We start from the raw sequence: 25,837 nt of genomic DNA, 5'->3' as shown, positions 1-25,837 counted from the left end.
CACATCGCAAACCGAGGAGAGAAATGACCGACCGCAAGCTCAAGATCGCCCTCAGCGTTTACGGCGTCGGAGGGCCTGGCCAGCACGGGCTCTGGAAAGACGACCGCATCCCGAAGAACGCCTCGATCGACATCGACTGGTACATCGCCCGTGCTCGCCAGGCGGAGGCTGCGCTGCTCGATGCGCTGTTCATCGTCGACAGCCAGTTCATCAACGCGACCTATCCAGCGCACTACCTCAATCGGCTCGAGCCGCTCACCCTGCTCTCGGCGATCGCAACGCACACGAAACACCTCGGTCTCATCGGAACGGCGAGCTCGACGTACAACTCGCCGTTCAACCTGGCTCGGCGCTTCGGTTCGCTCGATCACATCAGCCACGGTCGCGCCGCTTGGAACGTGGTGACGAGCTTCGACACCGGCACGTCGCGGAACTACGGGCTCGAGGATCACCTCGACTACTCGACGAGATACGGCAGGGCGCTCGAGGCCGTCGAGGTCGTGCGCGGACTGTGGGACTCCTATGAGGATGACGCCTTCGTCGCCGACGTCGAGAACGATCTGTTCCTCGACCCCACCAAGCTCCATGCACTGCATCACCGTGGCGAGCACTTCCGTGTCGATGGTCCGCTGAACCTCTCGCGTTCTCCGCAGGGTCAGCCAGTGATCTTCCAGGCGGGCATCTCCGAGGAGGGCAAGGCCCTCGCCGGTGCGGTAGCCGAAGGCATCTATGCGCCAGGCGAGGATCTCCAGTCGGCCCGCGCCTACTACGCGGACGTCAAGGGGCGCCTCGCGCAGCACGGACGCACGTGGGACGATCTCGTGATCCTCGTCGGTGCGACGCCGGTGATCGCTTCAACGGATGCCGAGGCGCAGCGTCTTGCCCGCGAGATCTACGAGGCGGACAACGATTTCGACCGCAAGCTCGGGGCTTTCGGGCGGGCGTTCGGCGCCTACGATTTCTCGCAGCATGACCTGGATGCTCCATTCCCCGATGTGGGGGAACTGGCCGAGAACGGAGGTCGCACCCGTTCGCGCGACATCATCGAGCGGGCCGCCGCGGAGAAGCTCTCGTTGCGCGAGACCGTCGAGGCGTTCACCGAGTATCGCCCGTCTCCGTTCGTCGGGTCACCTGAGACCGTGGCGGACGCCATTCAGGAATGGTTCCTCGGGCGGGCCGCCGACGGCCTGAACCTGCGCACGCGCACACCCGATGACCTCGACGTGTTCACCGGCACCGTCCTGCCGATCCTTCAGGAGCGAGGCCTGTTCCGTACGGAGTACGAATCCGACACACTGCGAGGAAACCTCGGTCTCGCCGTGCCGGAGAACCGGTACGCGGCGTCGAGAGCGGAGGCCGCTCTGAGCGTCTGATCGCGATCAGCCCACCGGCTTCGCCTTCACCGGCAGCAGCAGGAAGAACCCGGCGAGCAGAACGAGGATGATGCCGAGGATGCCGTATGCGGTGTCGGCGGTGAGAACGATCAGCAGCGTCCAGGCGCCGGATGCCATCCAGCTGGCCGCGCGACCGGTCGTCGCGTAGAGGCCGAAGATCTCGCCCTCGCGGCCGGCGGGCGTCACCCGGGCGAGGAACGAACGGGCCGCGGCCTGCGCGGGTCCCACGAAGGCGCACAGCAGCAGTCCGCCGATCCAGAACACCAGGGCCCCGGCATCCACCAGGAAGAACACGGCCAGACCCGCGACGACCATCGCTCCCAGCGCGAAAAGAATGATGTTCTTCGGACCGAAGCGGTCGTCGAGACGTCCGGCGAGGATCGTCGAGACACCCGCGATGAGGTTCGCGGCGATGCCGAAGATCGCCAGCTCCAAGAACTTGAACCCGAACACCTGGCCGGCGATGATCGCACCGAAGGCGAAGATGCCGCCCAGTCCGTCGCGGAACACCGCGCTCGAGAGCAGGAACCAGAACGTCGGGCGCGTCTCCGGTGATCGGTACAGGCCGACGACGTCCTTGACGAGCAGGCCATAAGAAGCGAAGAATCCGACCTTGCGCTCGGGGCGTCCCATCGACGGCTCGGGAACATTCAAGAAGATCGGGATGCTGAAAACGATCGCCCAGATCGCGCACCCCACCGCGATCAGGCGGAACGGCAGGCCGCCCTCATCGGCGATTCCGAACCAGTCCATCGCATAGAAGACGATGACGATGACCAGCGCGACCACGCCGCCGATATAGCCGAAGCCCCAGCCGAGCCCCGAGATCTTGCCCACCGTCTTCGGATTCGCGATGCCGATGAGCATCGCATTGGAGTTCACCGCGGCGATCTCCCCGAACACTGATCCGGCTGAGATCAGAGCAACGCCCACCCAGAACAGCATCGGCTCCGGCTCGACGAACCACAGGCCGAACATGCACAGGATCAGCGCGCCCGTACCGATTCCCAGCCACAGCTTCTGGCGCCCCGCGGCGTCCGCACGCTGGCCGAGAACCGGGGCGAGCAGCAGAATCGCGAACGCCGCGATCGTCGACCCCAACCCCAGCCCTGAAGCGAGGCCCGCCTCGGCGGCCTTGTGCGCCGGATCGTCCGGGTCGAGCGCGGCGATCTCCGCCGGCAGGAACGCATCCGTCGTCAAGTACAGCGCGGTGAAGATGAACGTGAGGATCACCGTATTGAAGGGCTGTGTCGCCCAGTCCCACAGCGCCCACGAATAGACCTGCTTCTTCGGCGCAGGCGTCTCGCCGCGCAGATCGAGCCCGATCACGCCCACAGCGCCGCTGTTCGCGGTCGCCTCGGGTTGCGGGGTCGGGGAACCATCCGGCGCGCTCATGCTTCGAAGTCTGGCGTCAACGGGTGAACGGCGGGTGGCGGCGCGCCCGTCGTGTGGATAACCAGAGCCCCTGCGAGCGGCCCGGGGTGCCCATAGGTGCGTCACGTACGGTGGGGGAGACCCCGTCGACAAGGAGCACGATGTTCCGCACGCCCGCCCGCCTGTACCGAATGCTCGCGATCGCCGAAGCCATCACCTGGACATTCCTGATCGCCGGGCTCATCACCCGCGCCGTCGGAGGGCCCGCCCTGGCCGTCACGATCGGCGGCGGCATCCATGGCTTCGTGTTCCTCGCCTACGGAGCCACCGCGATCCTCGTGGCCCTCAATCAGCGTTGGAAGATCGGCGTCGCGGCGCTCGCCATCGGCAGTGCCGTCGTGCCCTTCGCGACGATCCCCACCGAGATCTGGCTGCACCGCAGCGGACGCCTGCGCGGAGACTGGCGCCTCGAGGAGAGCGATCACCCGCGGGACCGCACCTGGTACGACCGTGCGATGCGCTGGTCGCTGCGCCGAGCCGGACTGCTCGTCACCGTCATCGCCATCGCGGTCGTCGCGCTCTACGTCATCCTGCTGCTGGTCGGCCCGCCTGGCCGCTGACCGGTTCCTCGATCACTGCACCATGATCGGGCTCTTATCGATCACCTCGGCGACCGTCGACTCGAAGTCGCCGCCCGGGCAGTCGAGGAGTTCGCGTCCTGTTCATGCGCACAGCCTAGGTGACACCAAAAGTTGAGCCGCTTCGTATCAAGTTCTCTTGACAGGGTTGACGCGCCGTTATACAGTTGAGTCATCGCGGCTCAGGTTTACTGATCCGCCCCAGGTTTTCACAAACGATAATTACGAACTTCAACTAGAAGGAGAAACACATGGCACGTGCTGTTGGAATCGACCTCGGTACGACGAACTCCGTCGTCAGCGTCCTCGAGGGTGGCGAGCCGAAGGTCATCGCCAACGCCGAGGGCTTCCGCACGACCCCCTCGGTGGTCGCATTCACGAAGGACGGCGAGGTGCTCGTCGGCGAGACCGCGAAGCGCCAGGCCGTCGCGAACGTCGACCGCACCGTCGCATCCGTCAAGCGTCACATCGGAACGGACTGGTCCTTCGACGTCGACGGCAAGAAGTGGACGCCGCAGGAGATCTCCGCGCGCATCCTCATGAAGCTCAAGCGCGACGCCGAGTCCTACCTGGGCGACACCGTCACCGACGCCGTCATCACGGTCCCCGCCTACTTCAACGACGCCGAGCGTCAGGCCACGAAGGAGGCCGGTGAGATCGCGGGCCTCAACGTCCTGCGCATCATCAACGAGCCCACCGCCGCAGCCCTCGCCTACGGCCTCGACAAGGGCCAGGAGGACGAGCTCATCCTCGTCTTCGACCTCGGTGGCGGAACCTTCGACGTCTCGCTGCTCGAAGTGGGCAAGGACGACGACTTCTCCACCATCCAGGTGCGCGCCACCTCCGGTGACAACCGCCTCGGCGGCGACGACTGGGACCAGCGCCTCGTCGACCACCTGATCAAGCAGTTCAAGGAGACCACCGGCGTCGACGTCTCCGGTGACAAGATCGCCCTGCAGCGCCTGAAGGAAGCCGCTGAGCAGGCCAAGCGCGAGCTGTCCTCGTCGACCTCGACGAGTATCAACCTCCCGTACCTGTCGCTGACCGAGTCGGGCCCCGTCTCGCTCTCCGAGACCATCACCCGCGCGAAGTTCGAGGATCTCACCAAGGACCTCCTCGACCGCACGAAGAAGCCCTTCGAAGACGTCATCCGCGAGGCGAACGTCAAGGTCAGCGACATCGACCACATCGTTCTCGTCGGTGGATCGACCCGTATGCCGGCCGTCGCCGAGCTCGTCAAGCGCGAGACCGGCAAGGACGCGAACAAGGGCGTCAACCCGGACGAGGTCGTCGCCGTCGGCGCCGCCCTGCAAGCCGGCGTCCTCAAGGGCGAGCGCAAGGACGTCCTCCTCATCGACGTCACCCCGCTGAGCCTCGGCATCGAGACCAAGGGCGGCCGCATGACCAAGCTCATCGACCGCAACACCGCGATCCCGACCAAGCGCAGCGAGACCTTCACCACGGCAGACGACAACCAGCCGTCCGTCGCGATCCAGGTCTTCCAGGGCGAGCGCGAGTTCACCCGTGACAACAAGCCGCTCGGCACCTTCGAGCTCACCGGAATCGCCCCGGCTCCCCGCGGTGTGCCGCAGGTCGAGGTCACGTTCGACATCGACGCCAACGGCATCGTGCACGTGTCCGCCAAGGACAAGGGCACCGGCACCGAGCAGTCGATGACCATCACCGGCGGCTCCTCGTTGTCGAAGGAAGACATCGAGCGCATGGTCCGCGAGGCCGAGGAGAACGCGGCCGAGGACAAGAAGCGTGCCGAGGCCCTCGAGCTGCGCAACCAGGCCGAGTCGCTGTCGTACTCGATCGAGAAGCTCATCAAGGAGAACGAGGACAAGCTCCCCGCCGAGGTGAAGGACGAGGTCCAGGCCGACGTCGACGCTCTGAAGACGGCACTCGCCGGCGAAGACGAAGACGCCGTGAAGACCGCGTTCGACAAGCTGAACGAGTCGCAGTCCAAGCTCGGCGAGGCGATCTACGCCCAGTCGCAGGCAGATGCCGCAGCCGGTGCATCGACCGACGGCGAGGGCGCGGGCGACGCATCCTCCGACGAGGACGTCGTCGACGCCGAGGTCATCGACGACGAGGACGAGAGCAAGTAATCATGACCGACAAGAACTTCGACGAGAACGCCGGAGTTCCTGAGGGCGAGGGGTCGGATGCTACGGCATCCGGCCCCGCGTCGCAGGAGAACCCCGACGCCAACGAGGCTCGCGCCGCGGAAGGCTCCGACGCCACTCCGGCCGAGTCCGTCGACGGCTTCACCGTCGACGACATCCTGAACGCCGAGCAGACCGCCGAGGCCGCCGCCGAGGACACCGAGGACGACGCCGCGGCGTCGCTCCTCAACGATCTCAAGCGCGTGCAGGCCGAATACGCCAACTACCGTCGCCGCACGGAAGAGCAGCGCGAACTCGAGATCGACCGCGCCAAGGGAGCGGCCGCCAAGGGCCTGCTGCCCGTGCTCGACGACCTCGACCGGGCCACCGCCCACGGCGACCTCGAGGAGGGCACCCCCTTCTTCGTGATCGGCGAGAAGGTGCGCGCCGTCGTCGAACGTCTCGGCGTCGTCGCCTATGGCGTCGCCGGTGAGGAATTCGACCCGCAGCACCACGAGGCGATCTTCCAGCAGCCGACCCCCGGCGCCGAGAAGTCCACGATCCTCGAGGTCGTCGAGGTGGGTTACCGCCTGGGCGATGTCGAGCTGCGTCCGGCGAAGGTCGTCGTCGCTGTACCCGCAGAGTAGGTGATGCATGGCCAGCCAGGATTGGTTCGACAAGGACTTCTATAAGACGCTCGGCGTCACGAAGGACGTCAGCGAAGCGGATCTGAAGAAGACCTACCGCAAGCTGGCGCGCAAGTATCACCCCGACTCCAACGCGGGCGATGCGAAGGCCGAAGCCAAATTCAAGGAGATCAGCGAGGCGTACGCCGTGCTCTCGGATGCCGAGCAGCGCAAGGAGTACGACGAGATCCGAGCCATGGGCTCGGGCGCGCGCTTCACCGCCGGCGGCGGGGGAGCGGGCGGCTTCGAAGACGTCTTCAGTCGATTCGGTCAGGGCCGCGGAGGCCAGAGCGCCGACTTCGAAGACATCTTCTCGATGTTCAACCAGGGCGGCGGCGGGGGCTTCGGATCCGGACGCTTCGGCCAGCCGAGCGGCGGCTTCCGCGGCTTCGGCGGCCCGCAGAAGGGCGCCGATGTCACGGCCCGCACCACGCTCGACTTCGCCACCGCCGTGCAGGGCGACACCATCACCCTGCAGGGAGAAGACGGCAAGCCGTTCAAGGTGAAGATCCCCGCCGGCGTCGCCGACGGGCAGAAGATCCGCCTGCGCGGGCGGGGACGCCCGTCTCCCGACGGGGGAGAGAGCGGTGACATCGTCGTCTCGATCACCGTTCGCCCGCACTCCGTGTTCACCCGCGACGGACTAAACCTGCGCCTCACGGTGCCGGTGACGTTCACCGAGGCGACGCTGGGCGCGACCATCGAAGTGCCCACGCTCGGCGGTGACACCGTCAAGCTGCGCGTCGCACCGGGAACCCCGTCCGGACGCGTCCTGCGCGTCAAGGGGCGCGGTGTGACGACGTCCAAGGGAACCGGCGACCTGCTCGCCGAGCTCCAGGTCGCCGTCCCCACTCACCTGGATGATGCTGCCCGGCAGGCCCTCGAGGCCTTCCAAGCCGCAGAACCCAAGGAGAACCCGCGTGCAGAGATGATGGCGAAGGCGCGAGCCTGATCACGCGGGTCCCGGGCATCTGCCCGGGACCCGCACTCGTCTCCGGTCCGGACTGCCGGAGAGACGAATCGCACACAAACCAGAAAGGACTGCATCCCGCATGATCGAAGACGACGATGCCCCGGTCTTCGCGATCGCCGTCGCAGCCGACCTCGCGAGCATGCACCCGCAGACCCTGCGCCAGTACGACCGCATCGGACTCGTCGTTCCCGGGCGCACCCGCGGAGGATCCCGCCGATACTCCGCCCGAAACATTCAGCAGCTGCGCGAAGTGGCGCGGCTGTCGGCCGAGGGAATGAGCTTGCCCGCGATCGCGCGACTGCTCGACCTCGAAGACGAGGTGCGCGCGCTGCGCCGCCGCGTCAACGACCTGGAAGGCGCTCTGCGCGCCGAACGGCAGAACCGCCCCGGGGTGCGCGTCTTCGCCGCCGGAGCCGGCGGTGTCATCCCCGTCTCCAACGGCCGCCGCGTGCGCCGCTCCACCGAGGTCGTGCTCTGGCGCCCGGGCGGGCGCAGCGAGGACTGAGCGGTGCGCGCCTCTCTGAGGTAGCCTGGTCGGCGAATGTTAACTGTAGACAAAAGTGTCGACGGGTGGAGGACGATGTGGCCAGCAGGCTTCAACCAGTGCCGGTTGTGCGTGAGGCGCTCGGGACGCAAGTGGCGAATCACATTCGGGATGCGATCGTGCGCGGGGACCTCCTCGAGGGCGAAAGGCTCGTCGAGACGGAGTTCGCCGAATCTCTCGGCGTGAGTCGTGGCCCGGTTCGGGACGGATTCCGCATCCTCGAGGCGGAAGGTCTGATCGCGAAGCGCGGGCAGGGATACCTGGTGCAGCGACTCGATGAGCGAGACATCCACGAGCTCTACTCGCTGCGCGGCTCCCTGGAATCCCTCGCGATGTCGATGACGATGGCGCTGGATGAGCGGCCTGACCTGGCGCCCCTGCGTGCCGTCGTCGAGATCATGGGGAAGGCGGCAGATGCCGGAGACTCTGATGAGTTCGCCCGAGCGGATGTGACGTTCCACAGCATGCTCTGCGACATCTCCGGGCACCGGCGCTTGGCGGCGGTATGGCGCCAGTACGAACCGATCACGATGGCGCTGCTGCGCGTCACGGTTCTGGTCGACGACGATCTGCACATCACGACGGCGCAGCACGCCCTTCTGCTTGATCTCATCGAAGCCGGTGACCGTGCCGAAGTCATGACGGAGCTCGACGACCACCTGAACGGATCGATGAAGCGGATGCTCGATGCATGGCGCACGTCCGCGGCGCGCAGGGCCGGAACGTGACTCTTCAGCTGCGGGAGGCTCTGCGAGCGCGGCGGCGGCTGAGCGGGGCGTGGGTGTTCCTCGACGACCCCGTCACGACGCAGGTCATGGCGCGGTCGGGGTTCGACTTCATCACCATCGACCTGCAGCACAGTTATTCCACGATGCACTCCGCCGCAGGCCTCGTCGAAGCCGTGCGCTCCGCAGATGTTCCCGCGGTGGTCCGAGTCCCCTGGAACGCTCCGGATCTCATCATGCGGTCGCTCGATCTGGGAGCCCAGGCGGTGATCGTGCCGATGGTGAACAGCGCCGCAGAGGCGGAGGCCGCAGCATCCGCCTGTCATTACGCGCCGCGGGGCTCGAGGAGCTGGGGCCCGCTCTGGCAGGGTGTGCACGCCGGTTTCCCGGACCATGAGCAGGGTGATCGCCTGGCGACGTGCATCGTCATGATCGAGACCGCGCAGGCGTATGCGGATATCGAAGCGATCGTCGCGGTCGCCGACGTCGATGCCGTGTACATCGGTCAGAACGATCTGTCGTTGAGCGCCGGGCTCGGGCGAACGACGTACGCCGAGTCGGCCGTTCTGCACGCCATGATCGAGCGCATCATCGCCTGCGCGCATGACGCCGGGGTCGCAGTCGGTCTGGACTGCGCCGGCGGGGCGGCTGCGCGCTATTGGTTCGAGCGCGGCGTGGACTTCGTGATCGCCGCGAATGATGTCGCACTTCTGGGGCGGGCCGCTCGTGACGCGGCCCTCGACCTTCGGGATCACTGAGGCCGAACCCTGGTTCGAGGCCTGAATCTCGCGCTCGCTGCACGTTCTGTTGACTGTCAACAGTGAACACTGTTACGCTCACCCCGTCGGTAAGGTCCCGTTACCCGCACTCAAAGAGGAGTAGAAAGATGCCTATCAAGCGCATGAATCGCGTCGTGGCCGCCGCCGCGGTCTTCACCGCAGCAGCACTCGTCATGTCCGGATGCACCAAGGTCGATGAGGGCGGTGACGCCGCATCCGCCTTCCCCGAGAAGGACATCCGCCTGATCATCCAGGCGAACCCCGGCGGCGGATCCGACCTCTCCTCCCGTGCGCTCGCCAGTGAGCTCGAAGGAATCCTCGGTGTGAGCGTCATTCCGGAGAACATGCCGGGAGCCGCCGGCGCCCTTGCCATGGAGTACGTCGCCGAGCAGGATCCCGATGGTTACGTCATCGGATTCGGCCCGGTCGAGATCGCGATGCTGAACACGACGCAGGACGCGAACGTCCTGCCCGAGAACTACGACCTGCTCGGTCAGATCATGCTGGCCCCCGGTGTCATCACGGTTTCTTCTTCGAGCGACATCGAGACGCTCGACGATCTGGTGACGAAGGCGAAGACCGCACCGATCACGATCGCCAACTCCGGTGCGGGCTCCATCTGGGAAGCCGCCAGCATCGCCTTCGGCACCGAGACCGGCGGGCAGGTAACCCCGGTTCCGTACGACGGCGGAGCAACGGCCGTCGCGGCGGCGGCATCCCGAGAAGCCGACGCGGCGGTCTCAGGCCTGGGCGAGGCCCTCGCTCAGGGAGACGCCGTGCGCATCCTCGCCGTGCTGAACGACGAGCGCCATCCGGACGCACCCGATGTCGAGACCGCTGAGGAAGCGATCGGCGCAGACCTCGTCTTCGGTGGCTGGGGCGGCATCTACGCGCCCGCCGGACTCCCGGACGACGTGCACGCGACGCTGGAGGCCGCGATCAAGGAAGCTGTCGAGTCCGACACCTACACGCAGTTCCAGGAGGACGCGGGCAACCTCGTCGTCTACCGCGACGCATCCGGATTCACCGAGTTCGTGAACGACCAGTTCGCCCTGTTCCAGGGTCTGCTGGGCTGACATCAAACGATGGAGGCCGGGTGCATCCCGGCCTCCATTCTCGTCGAAGGAACCTCATGACGTCTTCAGAGATCGCGGAGAGCGACGCATACGAGGGGGCACAGCCCTCGCGGGCGCTCGAGATCGTTTTCGGCATCGTCGCGCTGGCATTCTCCGCCGGATACCTGGCCCTGGCAACACAGATCCCCCTCCGGCGCGAAGCGGCGCCCGGGCAGATCGACGCGCGATTCTGGCCGATCGTCCTCGGCGTCACCTCCGTCGTCGTCGCGATCATCATCCTGGTCCATGCGATCACCAAGCCCGCTCCGGGGCGCGAGGATGTCGAACGCATCCAGGCCGGCGGGATCCTTCGCGTCGTCATGACGCTGATCATCGCGTTCCTCTTCGTGGCCCTGTGGTCACTCGGCTCACTCATCCTGTTCGGCTACCGCATCGAGGTCTTCCCGATCGCCGCCGCGCTGCTGATGGCATCGCTCATGCTCGTCTACGGGCACCGCCGCTGGTTGAGCCTCATCATCTACACCGCCGCCGTCACGGCATTCATCTACGTCGTGTTCGTCATGCTTCTGAGGATTCCGCTATGACCCCGTTCATGGAGGGGCTCGACTCGCTCCTCGACATCTCTATCCTGCTCTACATGTTCGTCGGCCTCGCGCTCGGCTTCATGGTCGGTGCTTTCCCGGGGATCACGGCGACGATGGCGGTCGCCCTCGCCGCCGGCTTCACGATGACCCTCGAGCCCGTGCAGGGACTCGCCGTCCTGCTGACGATCTACGTCGCGGCGAACTTCGGCGACCGCGTGCCCTCCATCCTGATCAACACCCCGGGAACGCCCGCATCGATCGCGACCACCCTCGACGGGTACCCCATGGCCAAGCAGGGCAGAGCGGGTCTCGCGCTGACCATGTCGGCGATCGTCTCGGCCGTCGGCATCCTCGCCTCTCTCATCCTGTTCGCGATCGCGGCGGTTCCGATCGCCAGCTTCGCCCGCGACTACTTCAAATCGCCCGAGCTGTTCGCACTCGTCGTCTTCGGCATCGCGATCATGATCGGCATCTCCTCGAAATCGATGCTCAAGGGCATCATCGCCGGGCTCTTCGGACTCATGCTCGGCACCGTCGGAACCTATGCGGCAACCGCCGACAAGCGCTTCACATTCGGTTCTCTGGATCTCGTCGAGGGTCTGAACTTCATCGCGGTCATCATCGGTCTGTTCGGCATCGCCGAGCTGTTCGACCAGCTGCTCACGTACCGCAAGAACAACGTGCGCCCCATCTCCAGCCTCGGACGCTGGTGGCCCAACAAGGCGGAGTTCATGCAGAGCGGCCGGGCAACAGCCGTGGCAGGGACCGTGGGCCTGGGCGTCGGGCTGATCCCCGCCGCCGGCGGTGATATCGCCGGACTCATCGGATGGGACCGCGCGCGAAAGGCATCGAAGCACCCCGAGCAGTTCGGCAAGGGCTCGATCGAGGGCGTCGCAGCATCCGACACCGCCTCCAGCGCGACGCTCGGCGGATCGCTCACGACCACCATGGCTCTGGGTATCCCCGGTGACTCCGTCATGGCCGTCATGATCGGCTCGATGATCATCTGGGGCATCACCCCCGGGCCTTCCCTGTTCACCGAGCGCCCTGACCTCGTCGTCTCGATCGTCGGCATCATGCTCGTCGCCACGCTGCTGTCGCTGGGCCTGAGCCTCGTCCGCATGAAGGGGATGGTGAAGCTCCTGGACGTCCCGCAGCCCTACCTGTGGAGCGGCATCCTGATCTTCTGCGTCATCGGCACCTACGCCACCTCCAACAGCCTCTCGACCGTCGTCACGATGCTCGTCTTCGGCGTCATCGGCGTGCTGCTCAAGCGCATGCAGGTCCCGGCCGGGCCCGTCGTCCTCGGGCTGCTGCTGGGCCCGCTCGCCGAGCAGAACCTGGCGCGCACGCTCGCGATCCTGCCCACACGACCGTTCTTCGAGGTCGTCAGCCCGATCGCGATCGTGCTGCTGCTCCTCGCGGTCTTCTCCATCGTCATGCCGGCGATTCGGGCGGCGCGCAAGCCCCGTGCCGAACGGGCGTCGTTCGCCGACTCCGTGCTGAACACGGAGAGCCTCGAACAGATCGCGCAGGCGCACAAGGAGCTCGCCGCCGATCCCGACCTGCTCACCTCCACGGTGCGCACCTCATCGACGCGGCGCGGTGCGCGGCGTAACAACAAGGAGAACAAGAAGTGACTCGTTACGACATCCTCACCGCGATCCCGACGGCCTTCCACCGCGACGGAACGGTGGATCTCGAGGCATCGCGCGACATCTTCCGCTACGTCGGAAAGTCCGGGAACGAGGGGGCTTTCGTGCTCGGGACGACGGGGGAGTTCCCCGCCGTCGACGTCGCCGAGTTCACGGCGCTGGTCGAAGCAGCACTCGCCGAGCTCGCCGATCTCATGCGTGTGGTCGTCCACGTGGGGCGGCCGAGCGCGTTCGAAGCGGTCCGGCTCACGCGGATCGCGAAGGGTCTGGGGGCGACGGAGTTCGCTGCGCTCACGCCCTACTACCTGCCCTCGGCGGATTCGGTGATCTTCGACTATTTCCGCGCCGTCTCGGACGCCGTCGGGGATGGGCGCCTGTACATCTACATCTACCCGGCTCGCAGCGGGAACCGGGTCTCGCCGGAGCTGCTCGCGCGCCTGGCGGGTCTGCCGAACGTGGTCGGTGCGAAGATCAGCGAGCTGTCGCTGGATGACATCGCGGCTTACCGGGCCGTCGTGCCTGCGGATTTCGACCTGTACACCGGTGCTGACCGCGACCTGATCGCCGCCGTCGAGGTGGGCGCGCAGGGGGTCGTATCGGGGGTGTCCTCGGTCACGCCGAAGCCGTTCCGAGCCCTCGCGGACGCCGCACGCTCCGGTGACGCCGCCGCCATCGCCGCAGCCCAGACCGATGTCGACGACGTCGTCTCGCTCATCGGAGGCGACATGGGGCGGATGAAGGAGGGGTACCGCGTGCTCGGAGTCGCCGACACCCACTGCCGTATGGCGATCGCGGAGCCGACGGAGGCTGAGCGCGAGGCCGTTGCGCAGGTCGTCGCGCGCCATCGTTGACGCGGGCGGCGGGCCGGCTTTGCGGGCCGTGGCTCGGGGCTGAAATCGGTTACAGTAAATCGACCATGGCCACGATCTACGATGTCGCGCAGCTCGCGGGAGTTTCTCCGGCGACGGTTTCGCGTGTGTTCAACGGCACGAGTGTGTCTTCGGAGAAGGCGGAGGCGGTGCGGGCGGCTGCGAAGCAGTTGAAGTTCGTGCCGAACCGTACGGCGCGCAGTCTGCGCCGGCAGAGTTCTGAGGTTATCGGCCTGGTCATCCCGGATATCGAGAACCCGTATTTCACGGAGATGGCTCGTGGGGTCGAGGATGTGGCGTCCGAGGCGGGCTATTCGGTCGTGCTGTGCAATTCGGATTCGGAGATCGAGAAGGAGTCGACGTATCTCGACATCGCGGTCGCGGAGCACATGTCGGGGGTGATCATCGCGACGGCCTCTGAGGAGTCCTCGCTCGAGGGGATCCTGGCGACGGGCCGGCCGGTGGTCGCGGTCGATCGCGATACGGATTATGAGATCGACAGCGTCATCATGGCGAACCGTGCGGCGGGTGCGGCGGCGACGCGCGAGCTGATCGATGCGGGCTATCGGCGCATCGCCTATATCGGCGGGCCGGCGCAGATCGACACGGCGGCGGAGCGCGCGGATGGCTGGCGGGATGCTCTCACCGGAGCGGGCCGTGCGATCGAGGCCGATCTGCTGAAGTTCTCGACGTTCCGCGTCGACGGCGGGCGCGCGGCGATGGAGGAGCTGTTGGCTCTGCCCGAACCGCCCGATGCGGTGGTGGCCGGCAACAACCTGATCGGGGTCGGTGCGATCCAGGTGCTGTCGGAGCACGAGCTGACGCCGCCGAAGGTCGGGGTGGCGGTGATCGGCTCTCTGCCGTTCACGACGCTGTCGCCGAAGGCGGTGACGGTCGTGCGTCTGCCTGCTCGTCATATGGGTGTCACGGCGGCGCGGATGCTGCTGGAGCGCATCCGTGGTGATGTGCAGCCGGCGCGCACCGTTGTGCTGCGCAACGAGCTCCAGGCTGCCACGCCCCGCTGATCGCGACGGCCCGAAACGGGTCGGACACGCTGACCCGCTTGCGGCGTGAAATCGATTTCGCGTAGGGTGGCGCACGAAGGATTCGCGATCAAGGAGGACCGCCATGCGCTGCACTCTCGGAGTGGACATCGGCACATCGAGCACGAAGGGCGTGCTCGTCGCCGAGGACGGCGCGATCGTGGCATCCACCACCCGTGCCCATGACGTCGACCGCCCGCACACCGGCTGGGTCGAGATGGACGCGGCGATCTGGTGGGACGAGTTCGTCTCGATCTCCCGCGAGCTCCTCGCCGAGGTCGACGGCGCTGAGATCGTGGCGGTCGGCGTCAGCGGCATGGGACCCTGCGTGCTCCTGGCCGACGAGGACGACCAGCCGGTGCGCCCGGCGATCCTCTACGGCGTCGACACCCGCGCGACGGCGCAGATCGCCCGCATGACCGATGAGCTCGGCATCGACGAGATCACACGCATCGGCGGCTCGACGCTGACCTCGCAGGCAGCCGGTGCGAAGATCGCCTGGGTCCACGACGAGGAACCGGATGCCTTCGCCGCCGCGCGCCGATTCTTCATGCCCGCTTCGTGGCTGGCCCGCCACCTCACCGGCGCCTACGTGCTCGACCACCAGTCGGCGAGCCAGACCTCGCCCCTCTACGACATCGAGAACGAGCGGTGGCACGAGCCGTGGTGGCAGCGCTACGCGGGCACGATCGAGCAGCCGCGCCTCACCTGGGCGGGCGACATCGCGGGGGAGGTCACGGCCGAGGCATCCGCGCTCACCGGGATCCCCGCCGGCACCCCCGTCATCACCGGAACGATCGACGCCTGGACCGAGGCCGTCAGCGTCGGCGCGCACGAGGTCGGCGACCTCATGCTCATGTACGGCACGACCATGTTCCTCGTCGCGACGGGGGAGCAGACCCTGCGCACCCCGTCGATGTGGACCACCGCAGGTGCCTTCGTCGGCACCCGCAATCTCGCCGGCGGCCTGTCGACCTCGGGTGCGCTGACGGCGTGGCTGAAAGACCTCACGGGTTCGGATTACCCGGCTCTGCTGACGGATGCCGCAGCCTCCGGCCCCGGGGCGAACGGCCTGCTGATGCTGCCGTACTTCGCGGGCGAGCGCACGCCCATCCAGGACCCCGATGCGCGCGGCGTGATCGCCGGCCTCACCCTCGAGCACTCCCGCGGCGACCTGTACCGGGCGGCGCTCGAAGCGACCGCTCTCGGCGTACGCCACAACGTCGAGACGATGCGCGCCGCGGGTGCTGACATCCGCCGGATCGTCGCGGTCGGCGGCGGAACCCAGGGCCAGCTCTGGCTGCAGGTCGTCTCCGACGTCACGGGGCTCGTGCAGGAGGTGCCAGCGACGACCATCGGCGCCAGCTACGGCGCGGCGTTCCTCGCCGCCGGAGCCATCGCCGAACCGGGCGCCGCCCCGGACATCGCCGACTGGAACCCGATCGCCCAGACGATCACCCCCGACCCCGCCCTGCGCGATCTCTACGACACCCTCTTCGACCGCTACGTGCGCCTCTACGAGGGATCCAAGGACGTCATCCACGAACTCGCCGCCGACCAGCGCGGCGCCTGACCACCGAACACACGGAGAGAACATGAGCTACACCGTCCCGACGCCGCTCGAGCGTCCGGCATCCGCCCCGAAGACCGCCTACCTGATCACCTCCGGCGACCTGCGCGAGTCGGCCAACACCGGCGGCTGGCCCACCCAGGTCGCCCTCGAAGCGGGCGTCACCCGCGTCTTCGACGGACTCGGCTGGAACGTCATCCGCGCCTTCGACGTCGACCCCGTCACCGGCCACGGCTTCATCTCGAGCCAGCGCATGGGCCTCGAGGTCTTCAAGAACATCCCCATCGACGCCCCGCTGATCGTCGCCATCGCCAACTGGCAGTACTCTCACCACGTGCTCGCGGGCCTGCGCACCCACGAGGGCCCGATCCTCACGGTCGCGAACTTCGCCGGAGACTGGCCCGGACTCGTCGGCCTCCTCGGCCTCAACGCCGGCCTCACCAAGATGGGCAAGCCCTACGCCACGACCTGGTCGGTCGACTTCACCGACGACTGGTTCATCGACGGCATCCGCGAATGGACCGAGACCGGCTCCATCACCCACGACGCCTCGCACGTGCGCGCCCTCCCGGCCCTGCCGGACAGCCCCGAGAAGCAGCTCGGCGAGGCGCTCGCCGCTCAGCTCCTCGATGAGAAGGCCATCATCGGCGTCTTCGACGAGGGCTGCATGGGCATGTACAACGCCATCTTCGACGACGAGCTGCTCAACCACACCGGCATCTACAAGGAGCGCCTGTCGCAGTCTGCGCTGTACGCCGAGATGCTCACGGTCAGCGAAGAAGACGCGAACGCCGCCTTCGACTGGCTGATCGACGCCGGCATGACGTTCCGCTTCGGCGAGGACGGCGCCACCGAGCTCACCCGCGAGCAGGTGCAGTGGCAGATGAAGATGTACATCGCCGCGATGCGCATGGCGGACGACTTCGGGCTGGATGCCGTCGGCATCCAGTATCAGCAGGGCCTGAAGGATCTCGTCCCTGCATCCGACCTCGCCGAGGGCATCCTGAACTCCACCGAGCGCCCGCCGGTGTTCTCCCGCGACGGCAAGCGCGAGCTGCACGCCGGTCGTGCGTTCCCGCACTTCAACGAGGCCGATGAGGGCGTCGCGGTCGACGCGCTGGTCACCGACCGCGTTTGGCGCGCCATGGGCCTCGTGCCCGACAACACGCTGCACGATGTGCGCTGGGGCGAGGACTACGACGGCCAGTTCGTCTGGGCCTACGAGATCTCCGGCTCGGTTCCCGCCTCGCACCTCGGTGGCTGGGACAAGGCCGAGGGCTGGCGGCAGGGCCACGTGTTCTTCCCCGCCGGCGGTGCGACCCTCAACGGCACGTCGAAGCCCGGCGAGGTCGTGCTCTCGCGCGTCTTCATCGCCGACGGCATCCTGCAGGCCGACATCTTCCGTGGCTCGGTCATCGAGCTGCCCGAAGAGGAGACCGAGCGCCGCCGCGCCGCGACGAACCCCGAGTGGCCGCTCGCGCACGTCGTGCTGCACGGCGTCTCGCGCGACCAGTTCATGGCCCGCCACAAGGCCAACCACGCGCAGCTCGTCTACGCGCCCGACGCCGAGACCGCCGACAAGGCGCTGATCGCCAAGGCCGCGATGTTCGACGGCATGGGCATCAAGGTCAACCTGATCGGCGACGTGGCGATCTGACCGACCGGGCGGGCGCTCGCCGAGCCGAGCGCCCGCCTCCTCCCGCACAGGCTCAGCCGGTAGTCTTGCGCCGATGAGGATGACGCGTCGTGAGCTGTTCTTCGGCGCCGGGGTCGGCGCCGTCACGATGCTGCTCGCATCCTGCGCACCAGAGCCTGCGCCCACGGTCACCCCGACGGCGACGCCCGACCCGCTGCCGAGCACCGCGGTGCCCGCACCGGCGGCGAGCCTGCGCAGCACCTGGGCCACCGACCCGTTCTCCCGCGGAGCCGTCAGCTACACCCGCATCGGCGTGCAGTCCCAGACGCGCGAGACGCTCGCCGAACCGGTCGAGGAGCGACTGTTCTTCGCCGGTGAGGCGACGGATGCCACGGCCCCGGGCACCCTGCGCGGAGCCGTGCGCTCCGGCGACAGCGCCGCCATGCGCCTGCGGGCCGCCGCCGAGCCGGGCGAGCGCATCGCCGTGGTCGGCGCCGGTCTCGCCGGTGCCGCAGCCGTCAAAAGACTTCTCGGCTCCGACCTCGACATCACCGTCTTCGAAGCGCGCGATCGCTTGGGCGGCCGCACCCACTCGCACCTCGACGACGACTGGGGCGTACCGGTGCAGCTCGGCGGCTGGCTGCTCCCCGCCGATGCAGACCCCGACCCTGAGACCGACGCCGATGCGGTGGGGCGGCTCGGTCTCGATGCCTCCCTCGACACCGCGGATCTCGCGTCCGCGCTCTGGCGATCGCCCGAGGGCGATATCGACGCCCCCACCGACGAACCGCTCGTCGCGGCCATCGCCGCCGCACAGGCGCTCACGGCAGACATCTCCCTCGCCGAAGCGCTCACCGAAACCGGATCCGACCCCGAAGACCCCGCGCTCGCCGCACTCCTCACCGACCTCGCCACGACCGCCGGCGCCGATGCCGACCTGCTCTCGTCATGGTTCCCGCCGGCTCTGCCCGCCGCCGCGCGCGAAGGAATCATCAGCGACTTCGGCGCGATGATCGCCGAAATGCTCGGCGACGCCCAAGTCTCGCTCTCGTCTGCCGTCACCCGCATCGCCTACGACGACACGGGCGTGAGCCTGCGACTGGGCACAGGGGAGTCGACCTCGTTCGATCGCGTCATCGTCACGGTTCCGCTCGGCGTGCTGCAGCGCGAGGGGATCGAATTCGCCCCCGCCCTGCCGTTCTCCCACCGCGGCGCGATGAACGCTCTCGGCATGGGCCACGCCGAGACGATCTGGCTGCGCTACGACGAACCGTTCTGGCAGACCGACGCGGTGCTCTGGCATACGGTCGGCGGCGAACACCTCATCCGCACCTGGATCAACCTGCACCCGGTCACGGGCGAGAGCATCCTCATCGGCCTCGTCGGCGGCTCGGCCGCCGAGAAGTTCGCCGACCTCGATGAGGACGACGCCCTCATCGCAGCCCTCACGGCGCTGGAAGCGTATCTGCCCGCCGCCGATACGGACTGACCCGGCTGATCAGCGCGAGCACCGCGGCGATCAGAGCGAAGATCGCCAGCGCGATCGCACTCGTCGCCAGGAACTCGCCGACCCCGCTGACCTGCCGCAGATCGAGGAAATAATACGGGTACCAGCCGATCCGCGGACCCCGCCACATCGTCACGCCGCCCCAGGCGAGCGGGAAGACGAGAGATCCGGGAACGATCCACCACGTCACCCGACCGTGCCCCGGCGTCAGCACCCAGGCGATCGCCGTCAACGCCGGCAACCAGAAGTGCAGCACCTGATCCGACCACGGCACATCGATCCGGATGCCGCGCACCCCCGCCTGCCAGACGATGAGCGCGAACGCGAGCCCCGCGGTCGTCGTCCACGTGAGCACGAGCGAGAGCGCGATGCTGAACCAGCGCGGATCCACCGCACGGCGGAAGGCGAGCACCGCCCCGACGGTCATCAGCACGACGAGCATGCAGTTCGACTCGACCGTGAGATACGCGAAGAAGTTGCGGCCCGCGATCGTCTGCGACCCCAGACCCCACAGCAGCCGGTGAATGAGGGCGGTGAGGCAGATCGCGGCAGTGGCCAGGCGAAGAGCACCGAACATGGTTCGTGACTTCACCGTCTCGCGATCTCCCTCCCGGCGTGAACACGCCATCTGGCGAGTCTACGGACCAGCGACGACGTCAGATGCCCAGGATCGCCTTGGCGATGAGGAAGTAGACGATGAGGCCCGCGGCATCGACGAACGTCGTGATGAACGGGTTCGAGAACACCGCCGGGTCGACGCGGATCGTGCGGGCGATGAGCGGCATGATCCCGCCGATCGTCGCCGCCATCGCGCATACGGCCACCAGGGTCGCCCCGATCACCAGGCCGATGTGCCAGTCGTACACGAGCGCGGTGATGACGAATCCGAGCACGCCCAGGGCGAGGCCGAGCGAGACGCCGACGCGCAGTTCGCGGCCGAGCACGGCGAGAATATCGCGCGGACGCACCTCGCCGAGCGCCAGCGCGCGCGTCACGGTCGTCGCCGCCTGGTTGCCGGTGTTGCCGCCGGTGCCGATCAGCAGAGGCACGAAGAGGGCGAGCACCGTCATCTGCTCGAGCGTCGCCTCGAACGAGGAGAGCACCTTCACGGTCAGGGTCGCCCCGATCGCGAGCACGAACAGCCAGACGATGCGCGAGCGCACGATGCGCCGGATCGGTGTCGAGAGGTAGGGGCGTCCGAGCGGCTCGACGCCTCCCTGGCGGGCGGCATCCTCGCTCTCCTCGCGCTTGAGGATGCGGGCGGCGTCATCGATCGTGAGGATGCCGACCAGACGGTTCTCGTTGTCGACCACGGGAACCGCGAGCAGCCCCAGATCCGTGCACACGCGGGCGGTGGACTCGGCATCCGACTCGGCGATCGCCGTGCGCGCGGGCTGCATGACCGCATCGATGAGGGTGCTGTCGTCGTGCGCGAGCAGGTCGCGCAGGCTGACGACGCCCACGACGCGACGCGCGGCATCCGTCACGGGCAGCGTGTAAACCGTCTCGGCGTCGTCGATGCGCGCCCGCAGACGCTGCATGGTCTCGCCGACGCTGAGGTTCGGGTGCGTCGTGACGTACTCGGGGCTCATCCGTCGCCCGATCGAATCCTGCGGGTAACCGAGCACAGCCGAGGTCAGATCCCGCTCGCGCGCCGGCAGGCCGCGCATCAGCCGCTGAGTGACCGACGCGGGGAGCTCATCCAGCAGCCACACCCGGTCATCGGGATCCATCTCGGCGAACAGCGCCGCGACTTCGGCATCCTGCAGCCCGCGCACCAGTTCGCCCTGCAGTTCGGGCTCGAGCGCCTCGAACACGATGAGGGCCCGCTCCTTCGCCAGCAGTCGGTAGACGATCGCGCACTGGCGTGCGTTCAACCGATCGAGCACCTCGACGATCTGATCGGGGGCGACGGGGTCGAGAGCAGCGGATGCCGCGGCCAGATCGCGTCGCGAGAGCGCATGCTCGATCGTGTCGATGAGGTCGTCGGTGCGGATGTTCAGGTCGGTCGCGCGGTCCGTGTTCACGGGCGTCTCCTTCGGGCGGGCCTGCCGTGCAGCATCCGGCTGCGGCGGTCAGGCTCAGATCATCGATGAAAATCGAACACCCGCGGGAACGGTCAGAGGCGTGCGGCCTCGACGGACAGGGCGGGGTCCGTGTGCATATGGCGACTATCACCGCTCATGCGCGACCACCTCGCTTCCCTCGTCCGTTTGCGCGCCGTCGGATCGGCGCCCCCGCCAGGGTAGCCGATCGGGCGGAACGCGCGGTTCAGGAAGGATCGATGCGCAGCACGTCCGGCGCTTCGCCGGTGGTCAGATCATCGGCCAGGCGGATGCTGCGGGCCAGGTCGTCGAGCGCCGGGATCAGCGTGCCGAACCGCTCACGGTCACTGCCGATTGCGTTCAGCGTTACGATGTGCGTGCCCGTGTCCCACGTATAGCTGGCGAAGGGGGCGGCGTTCTCCGTCGGCGGCGTCAGCATCACGAGCTTCTCGCCCGCGCCGAGGGCTGTGGCGAACGTCACGGTGTCGTCGTACTCGATCGGGCGGGTGGCGCGCGCGATCCGCACCTGAGGGGTCAGCTCCTGCACGGTCGCCATCGCGGCGACGAGCTCCGGCTCCGCCTTCCACGTCCACGCGAGAACACGGCCGTCGAAGCGGCGCATGAGCGCGGGAGCCGCCTGACTCATCGTCCAGGCGCCCAGACGCGAACCGGGCTTATCGGTGCGGCCCATCATCAGGTTGGCCTGGCCCAGCAGCATCCGGATCGCCGCCTTGCGGTGGCGACGCCCCTTCCACCCGAACGAATCGGTGATGGGAATCCAGAGCTGCGGGTCTGCGGAACCAGTGATGCGCATGCAATCACGCTACCGCCGCCGCGACGGGAGAATGCCGAGTGCGGCCAGTCTCGGACGGTGATCAGCAGCCCGCCGGTAAAGTTGCGAACGCCCGGAACCGGGCGATCGCAACACCTTAAGGCTGCATAATCGTGACCTCTCCTGACGCTCCGCTGAAGATCCTCCTCGGATGCGACACGTTCGCGCCAGACATCAACGGCGCGGCGCGCTTCACCGAGCGCCTTGCCGCGGGGCTCGTCCAGCGCGGTCACGATGTGCACGTCGTCGCCCCGAACCGGCGCTATCGTCGGGCGAAACCGGCCACCGAAGTCGTCGAGGGCGAGCCGATGACGCTGCACCGTCTGCCGTCGGTGCGCTGGGCCCCGCACGACTGGCTGCGCTTCGTGTGGCCGTGGCGGTCCAAGCACTACGCCCGCACGGTGCTCTCCGAGGTGCAGCCCGATGTCGTGCACATCCAGTCGCACATCGTGATCGGCCGCGGGCTCTCCCGCATCGCGCATCAGCGCGGCATCCCGGTCATCGCCACCAACCACGTCATGGCCGAGAACATCCTCGACCACTCGACCTTCCCGAAGTTCATCGACAAGGTCGTCGCACGCCTGGCCTGGGACGACGCGAAGCGCACCTTCGACCTGACCCGGGCGATCACGACCCCCACGCGCCGAGCCGCAGACTTCCTCGAGAGCACGATCGATGTCACCGGCGTCATCCCGATCAGCTGCGGCATCGACCGCACGAACTATCGCCCCGTGATCGGATCCCGCGAACGCCACCGCATCATCTTCGTCGGCCGTCTCACGGCTGAGAAGCAGATCGACGTCGTGCTCGAGGCCATGGCGCGCCTCGCCCCCGAACTCGACGCCGTCTTCGACATCGTCGGCGGAGGAGACCAGCGCAAGAACCTCGAGAAGCAGGCCCGCGAGCTCGGCCTCGGCGACCGGGTCGTTTTCCACGGACGCGTCTCCGACGAGGAGCTGCGCGACCTCTACTCCCGTGCGTCGCTGTTCGTGATCGCCTCGATCGCCGAGCTGCAGTCGATCGCGACGATGGAGGCCATGGCATCCGGCCTTCCCATCGTCGCAGCGGACGCCGTCGCCCTGCCGCACCTCGTGCACGACGGTGAGAACGGCTACCTGTTCGAACCCGGCAACGTCGACGAGCTCGCAGCCCGCCTGACCGACGTGCTCACGGCCGAGCCCGTCGAATACGAGCGCATGCAGCAGGCATCGCTCGACGGCGTCGCGATCCACGACATCAACCGCACGCTCGACACCTTCGAGGCGCTCTACCGCGACGAACCGCTGCCCAGCTGATCGGCCGCGGCCGTCTCGACCTCTGCCGCGCGCGGCATGACGAACGTGTACAGGCCGCTGATCAGCATCCAGCCCCAGAACATCAACGGCGCCGACTCGCTCAGCCCCTGCACCAGCAGCACGAGAACGAGCAGCAGCGGTGCCATGGTGCGCGTTGCCGTATCGGCGCTGATCGCCAGGCGCCACGAGCGCCACAGCGTCGTCGCATAGATCGTGATGAGCAGCAGGATGCCGAGGGCGCCGAGCTGCAGGAAACCGTCGATCCACATGTTGTGCGAGTGGAACACGGTGATGCCGTGGTCCATGATCCATCCGTCGAACGCCGAGTCCCACGGCAGCCAGGGGCTGGCGAAGCCGTGTCCGACGATGGGAGAGTCGACGGCGCGTTCGAGCACCTTCGCCCAGATCTCGGTGCGGCCGGTGATATCGCTGCTGCGGCCGAGCATGGCCAGTAGCGAGTCCTTGGCGAGGAGGAGCCCGGCGACGACCGCCACAACGATCGTGATCGCCGCCGCGTAGAGCGCGGCGCGCGTACGACGACCCGTGAACCGGCGGAACACGAGCACGATGAGCGCCGCGGCGGCGACCGCAGCGAGCGTGAGGAACATCGCCGCCGACCCCGACCGCACGCACAGCCACAGGGCGAGCGCCGACAGCACGACGCGTGCACCCGTGTGCGGGGCGCGGCGGACGAAGCGGGCGGCGAAGACGATGAGCGCGAGAACGCACAGCACGGCGAGCAGGTTCGCGTTGCCGACGATGCCCTGGATGCGACTGCCGACGAGCAGGTCGTCGAAGAGGTTGCCGCGCACCCAGTACCAGTGCGGGTTCGGGTCCTCCGGAGCATCCGAGAAGTTCGGCAGGATCGGATGCCGCAGCACGAGCGCCACCCACGCCTCGAGCGCGAGCGACAGCACGAGGATCGCGCCGAGGGCGCGCTCGAGCGTCGTCAGAAGCTCCTCGCGGGTGAAGGCCAGGGCGAACAGGATGCCGTGCGCCGTGAACAGCGCCATCATGACCCACGTGATCGTCGTCGCCAACGGCCACGACGACCAGATGATCGACAGGGCGCCGAGCGCCGCATAGGCGATGAGCGGCCACGGCTGCGCCCGCCACGACCAGGAGCGACCGGCCAGGCGTGAGCGCCACACCGGGGTGAGCGCCGCGGTGATGCCGGCCATGGCGAGCAGCAGGATGCTCGTGCCGACGGGGCCCAGCAGGTTGTACCAGAACGAGTACGCCAGGGCCGAGAACATCAGCACGAAGGCGTAGATGCGGGTGAGGGTGGTCATGGGGTTCCTCCGGCAGGAGCGGTGTAGATCTGCTGCAGCGCGCGCACGTGGCCGGCGGGGGAGAACTGCTCGGCAGCGGTGAGGGCGCGCTGGGACTGCTCGATGACACGACGCGGGTCGCGGGCGAGATCGATGAGGGTGGCGGCCATGCCCGCGGCATCCGGGCCCGAGGCGAGGATCCCCGCCTCGCTCAGTCCCTCCTGCAGGGCATCGTCGACGTAGAGCACGCTGCGCGCCTCGTTCAACGCCTCCACGACGATGACCGGCTGATTGTCGAAGCCGAACGAGGTCAGCGCCACGAGGTGCGATTCGCGCATGATCCCGCGCACCCGGTCGCGGTCGACACGACCGGCGAAGCGGATGCCCCGAGTGCTTTCAGCGATCTCGCGCGCGCGCTGCATGAGCGGGCCGTCGCCGACGACGGTCACCTCGAGCCGGTCGGGGCCGAGGGAAGCGGCTGCGTGCACCACGGCATCCAGGAATTCAAGAATGCGCTTCTCCGGAACGAGGCGCGCAACCCACGCGATGCGCAGAGGGCCATCGATCCGCGTCAGCGGCACCGCCTCGGCATCCGTGCCGGGCATGGTGTTCGGCACGACCGCCACGACGCCCAACCCCGCTTCGCGCAGCAGCGCACCCTGGTGCGCCGAAGGGGAGACGACCGTCTGCGCATGCCGCGCGGCGGTCAGCGTGATGCCGCGCAGCGCCGAATCGACCTGGCGCTGCGCGAGCGGGCGCCGCGCGATGCGCTCACCCCGCAACCAGCGCCCGAAAAGACGGATGACTCCCGCGACCGGACGATCGAGGATGCCGAGCCGCGGCCCCTGCCAGAAGAAGGTGTGCACCGTGTGCACCACGGGAATGCCGAGATCGGCCGAGACCTGCGCCGCAGCCGCCGTCAGACCGAACTCGGAATGGCAGTGCACGACCTCGATGCCGCGCTCGACGAACAGAGCACGCAGCTCGCGGCGCAACGCCGCGGTGTTGCGCACCACCGGAAGATCAACGCCCGGCAGCGTCCAGCGGGCCCGAACCGGAAAACGATCGGGATCGGTCTGCGCCGCACCGACATGCGGGGCGACGACCGTCACCTCGACGCCCGATCCGCGCAGCACCGCCGCCGAATCGAGGAATGCCGACTGCGCCCCGCCGAGGTACTCCAAGGAGTAGTCGCAGATCAACGCGACGCGCTTCACAGTGGTGGCCATCTCG

At 67.8% G+C, this 25,837-nt stretch carries 23 protein-coding genes; 17 read left to right on the top strand and 6 right to left on the bottom strand.

Annotated elements, in window-relative coordinates; genetic code table 11:
• Positions 1-23 precede the first annotated feature (23 nt).
• Positions 24-1,373, top strand: a complete 1,350-nt coding sequence (locus ACWAUG_RS02870) for an NtaA/DmoA family FMN-dependent monooxygenase (RefSeq protein WP_460801114.1) — start codon at positions 24-26, stop codon at positions 1,371-1,373.
• Between the two features lie 6 nt (positions 1,374-1,379).
• Here the strand turns inward: ACWAUG_RS02870 and ACWAUG_RS02865 are convergent, their stop codons facing one another.
• On the bottom strand, positions 1,380-2,789 hold the full coding sequence (locus ACWAUG_RS02865; protein ID WP_460801112.1) for an MFS transporter: 1,410 nt from the start codon (positions 2,787-2,789) through the stop codon (positions 1,380-1,382).
• A 140-nt stretch (positions 2,790-2,929) separates the two neighbouring features.
• On the opposite strand from ACWAUG_RS02865, the gene ACWAUG_RS02860 reads away from it, so the two are divergent.
• From ACWAUG_RS02860 to ACWAUG_RS02790, 15 genes are all read left to right on the top strand, one after another.
• Positions 2,930-3,388 carry a DUF3817 domain-containing protein gene (locus ACWAUG_RS02860; RefSeq protein ID WP_460801111.1) on the top strand — a complete coding sequence of 153 codons (459 nt, stop codon included), beginning with the start codon at positions 2,930-2,932 and terminating at the stop codon, positions 3,386-3,388.
• Between the two features lie 269 nt (positions 3,389-3,657).
• Complete coding sequence (dnaK, locus tag ACWAUG_RS02855) at positions 3,658-5,517, top strand: molecular chaperone DnaK (RefSeq protein WP_460801109.1); 1,860 nt, start codon at positions 3,658-3,660, stop codon at positions 5,515-5,517.
• A 2-nt stretch (positions 5,518-5,519) separates the two neighbouring features.
• Positions 5,520-6,161 carry a nucleotide exchange factor GrpE gene (locus ACWAUG_RS02850; protein WP_460801107.1) on the top strand — a complete coding sequence of 214 codons (642 nt, stop codon included), beginning with the start codon at positions 5,520-5,522 and terminating at the stop codon, positions 6,159-6,161.
• A gap of 7 nt (positions 6,162-6,168) precedes the next feature.
• Complete coding sequence (locus tag ACWAUG_RS02845; RefSeq protein ID WP_460801106.1) at positions 6,169-7,152, top strand: DnaJ C-terminal domain-containing protein; 984 nt, start codon at positions 6,169-6,171, stop codon at positions 7,150-7,152.
• A gap of 100 nt (positions 7,153-7,252) precedes the next feature.
• Entirely contained in the window at positions 7,253-7,678 is a 426-nt protein-coding gene (locus ACWAUG_RS02840) for a heat shock protein transcriptional repressor HspR (RefSeq protein ID WP_460801104.1), read from the top strand.
• 65 nt (positions 7,679-7,743) lie between these two features.
• The gene (locus tag ACWAUG_RS02835) at positions 7,744-8,445 is read left to right on the top strand and encodes a GntR family transcriptional regulator (RefSeq protein WP_460801103.1); all 702 of its coding nucleotides are present in this window, start codon (positions 7,744-7,746) and stop codon (positions 8,443-8,445) included.
• Positions 8,409-9,200 (top strand): HpcH/HpaI aldolase family protein, encoded by a 792-nt coding sequence (locus tag ACWAUG_RS02830; protein ID WP_460801101.1) that lies wholly within the window; start codon positions 8,409-8,411, stop codon positions 9,198-9,200. Before ACWAUG_RS02835 ends, ACWAUG_RS02830 begins: the two co-directional genes overlap by 37 nt.
• Before the next feature lie 128 nt (positions 9,201-9,328).
• Positions 9,329-10,297, top strand: coding sequence for a tripartite tricarboxylate transporter substrate binding protein (locus tag ACWAUG_RS02825; protein ID WP_460801099.1), 969 nt, complete (start codon positions 9,329-9,331; stop codon positions 10,295-10,297).
• 56 nt (positions 10,298-10,353) lie between these two features.
• Positions 10,354-10,881 (top strand): tripartite tricarboxylate transporter TctB family protein, encoded by a 528-nt coding sequence (locus ACWAUG_RS02820; RefSeq protein ID WP_460801097.1) that lies wholly within the window; start codon positions 10,354-10,356, stop codon positions 10,879-10,881.
• Complete coding sequence (locus ACWAUG_RS02815) at positions 10,878-12,521, top strand: tripartite tricarboxylate transporter permease (protein ID WP_460801095.1); 1,644 nt, start codon at positions 10,878-10,880, stop codon at positions 12,519-12,521. The genes ACWAUG_RS02820 and ACWAUG_RS02815 overlap by 4 nt, the downstream gene beginning before the upstream one ends.
• Positions 12,518-13,387 carry a dihydrodipicolinate synthase family protein gene (locus ACWAUG_RS02810; RefSeq protein ID WP_460801094.1) on the top strand — a complete coding sequence of 290 codons (870 nt, stop codon included), beginning with the start codon at positions 12,518-12,520 and terminating at the stop codon, positions 13,385-13,387. Before ACWAUG_RS02815 ends, ACWAUG_RS02810 begins: the two co-directional genes overlap by 4 nt.
• A gap of 65 nt (positions 13,388-13,452) precedes the next feature.
• Positions 13,453-14,430 carry a LacI family DNA-binding transcriptional regulator gene (locus ACWAUG_RS02805; RefSeq protein WP_460801092.1) on the top strand — a complete coding sequence of 326 codons (978 nt, stop codon included), beginning with the start codon at positions 13,453-13,455 and terminating at the stop codon, positions 14,428-14,430.
• Positions 14,431-14,533: 103 nt separating this feature from the next.
• Positions 14,534-16,021, top strand: a complete 1,488-nt coding sequence (locus tag ACWAUG_RS02800) for an FGGY-family carbohydrate kinase (protein ID WP_460801090.1) — start codon at positions 14,534-14,536, stop codon at positions 16,019-16,021.
• Between the two features lie 22 nt (positions 16,022-16,043).
• Entirely contained in the window at positions 16,044-17,675 is a 1,632-nt protein-coding gene (locus ACWAUG_RS02795) for a fucose isomerase (protein ID WP_460801088.1), read from the top strand.
• Positions 17,676-17,748: 73 nt separating this feature from the next.
• Entirely contained in the window at positions 17,749-19,143 is a 1,395-nt protein-coding gene (locus ACWAUG_RS02790; RefSeq protein WP_460801086.1) for a flavin monoamine oxidase family protein, read from the top strand.
• Here the strand turns inward: ACWAUG_RS02790 and ACWAUG_RS02785 are convergent.
• From ACWAUG_RS02785 to ACWAUG_RS02775, 3 genes are all read right to left on the bottom strand, one after another.
• Positions 19,100-19,738, bottom strand: coding sequence for a Pr6Pr family membrane protein (locus tag ACWAUG_RS02785; protein WP_460801084.1), 639 nt, complete (start codon positions 19,736-19,738; stop codon positions 19,100-19,102). The genes ACWAUG_RS02790 and ACWAUG_RS02785 overlap by 44 nt on opposite strands.
• 79 nt (positions 19,739-19,817) lie before the next feature.
• Positions 19,818-21,188: a magnesium transporter gene (mgtE, locus tag ACWAUG_RS02780; RefSeq protein ID WP_460801082.1), complete on the bottom strand. Its 1,371-nt coding sequence runs from the start codon at positions 21,186-21,188 to the stop codon at positions 19,818-19,820.
• 244 nt (positions 21,189-21,432) lie between these two features.
• Complete coding sequence (locus ACWAUG_RS02775; protein ID WP_460801080.1) at positions 21,433-22,020, bottom strand: hypothetical protein; 588 nt, start codon at positions 22,018-22,020, stop codon at positions 21,433-21,435.
• A 131-nt stretch (positions 22,021-22,151) separates the two neighbouring features.
• On the opposite strand from ACWAUG_RS02775, the gene ACWAUG_RS02770 reads away from it, so the two are divergent.
• A complete protein-coding gene (locus ACWAUG_RS02770) occupies positions 22,152-23,333 on the top strand; it encodes a glycosyltransferase (protein WP_460801078.1) in 1,182 nt (393 codons plus the stop codon).
• On the opposite strand, the gene ACWAUG_RS02765 is transcribed toward ACWAUG_RS02770, so the two are convergent.
• Together ACWAUG_RS02765 and ACWAUG_RS02760 are read right to left on the bottom strand one after the other, a co-directional pair.
• Positions 23,306-24,625, bottom strand: a complete 1,320-nt coding sequence (locus ACWAUG_RS02765) for an O-antigen ligase family protein (RefSeq protein WP_460801076.1) — start codon at positions 24,623-24,625, stop codon at positions 23,306-23,308. The genes ACWAUG_RS02770 and ACWAUG_RS02765 overlap by 28 nt on opposite strands.
• Positions 24,622-25,833: a glycosyltransferase family 4 protein gene (locus ACWAUG_RS02760; RefSeq protein WP_460801074.1), complete on the bottom strand. Its 1,212-nt coding sequence runs from the start codon at positions 25,831-25,833 to the stop codon at positions 24,622-24,624. Before ACWAUG_RS02760 ends, ACWAUG_RS02765 begins: the two co-directional genes overlap by 4 nt.
• Between the last annotated feature and the right edge of the window lie 4 nt (positions 25,834-25,837).

The sequence above is a fragment of the Microbacterium sp. GXF6406 genome, assembly GCF_054798215.1.
This window is presented reverse-complemented; position numbering and strand designations above follow the sequence as displayed.

Coding starts and splice junctions, on each gene's coding strand:
- ACWAUG_RS02870 (WP_460801114.1), top strand. CDS start 24: ATGACCGACCGCAAGCTCAAGATCGCCCTCAGCGTTTACGGCGTCGGA.
- ACWAUG_RS02865 (WP_460801112.1), bottom strand. CDS start 2,789: ATGAGCGCGCCGGATGGTTCCCCGACCCCGCAACCCGAGGCGACCGCG.
- ACWAUG_RS02860 (WP_460801111.1), top strand. CDS start 2,930: ATGTTCCGCACGCCCGCCCGCCTGTACCGAATGCTCGCGATCGCCGAA.
- dnaK (WP_460801109.1), top strand. CDS start 3,658: ATGGCACGTGCTGTTGGAATCGACCTCGGTACGACGAACTCCGTCGTC.
- ACWAUG_RS02850 (WP_460801107.1), top strand. CDS start 5,520: ATGACCGACAAGAACTTCGACGAGAACGCCGGAGTTCCTGAGGGCGAG.
- ACWAUG_RS02845 (WP_460801106.1), top strand. CDS start 6,169: ATGGCCAGCCAGGATTGGTTCGACAAGGACTTCTATAAGACGCTCGGC.
- ACWAUG_RS02840 (WP_460801104.1), top strand. CDS start 7,253: ATGATCGAAGACGACGATGCCCCGGTCTTCGCGATCGCCGTCGCAGCC.
- ACWAUG_RS02830 (WP_460801101.1), top strand. CDS start 8,409: ATGGCGCACGTCCGCGGCGCGCAGGGCCGGAACGTGACTCTTCAGCTG.
- ACWAUG_RS02825 (WP_460801099.1), top strand. CDS start 9,329: ATGCCTATCAAGCGCATGAATCGCGTCGTGGCCGCCGCCGCGGTCTTC.
- ACWAUG_RS02820 (WP_460801097.1), top strand. CDS start 10,354: ATGACGTCTTCAGAGATCGCGGAGAGCGACGCATACGAGGGGGCACAG.
- ACWAUG_RS02815 (WP_460801095.1), top strand. CDS start 10,878: ATGACCCCGTTCATGGAGGGGCTCGACTCGCTCCTCGACATCTCTATC.
- ACWAUG_RS02805 (WP_460801092.1), top strand. CDS start 13,453: ATGGCCACGATCTACGATGTCGCGCAGCTCGCGGGAGTTTCTCCGGCG.
- ACWAUG_RS02800 (WP_460801090.1), top strand. CDS start 14,534: ATGCGCTGCACTCTCGGAGTGGACATCGGCACATCGAGCACGAAGGGC.
- ACWAUG_RS02795 (WP_460801088.1), top strand. CDS start 16,044: ATGAGCTACACCGTCCCGACGCCGCTCGAGCGTCCGGCATCCGCCCCG.
- ACWAUG_RS02790 (WP_460801086.1), top strand. CDS start 17,749: ATGAGGATGACGCGTCGTGAGCTGTTCTTCGGCGCCGGGGTCGGCGCC.
- ACWAUG_RS02785 (WP_460801084.1), bottom strand. CDS start 19,738: ATGTTCGGTGCTCTTCGCCTGGCCACTGCCGCGATCTGCCTCACCGCC.
- ACWAUG_RS02775 (WP_460801080.1), bottom strand. CDS start 22,020: ATGCGCATCACTGGTTCCGCAGACCCGCAGCTCTGGATTCCCATCACC.
- ACWAUG_RS02765 (WP_460801076.1), bottom strand. CDS start 24,625: ATGACCACCCTCACCCGCATCTACGCCTTCGTGCTGATGTTCTCGGCC.
- ACWAUG_RS02760 (WP_460801074.1), bottom strand. CDS start 25,833: ATGGCCACCACTGTGAAGCGCGTCGCGTTGATCTGCGACTACTCCTTG.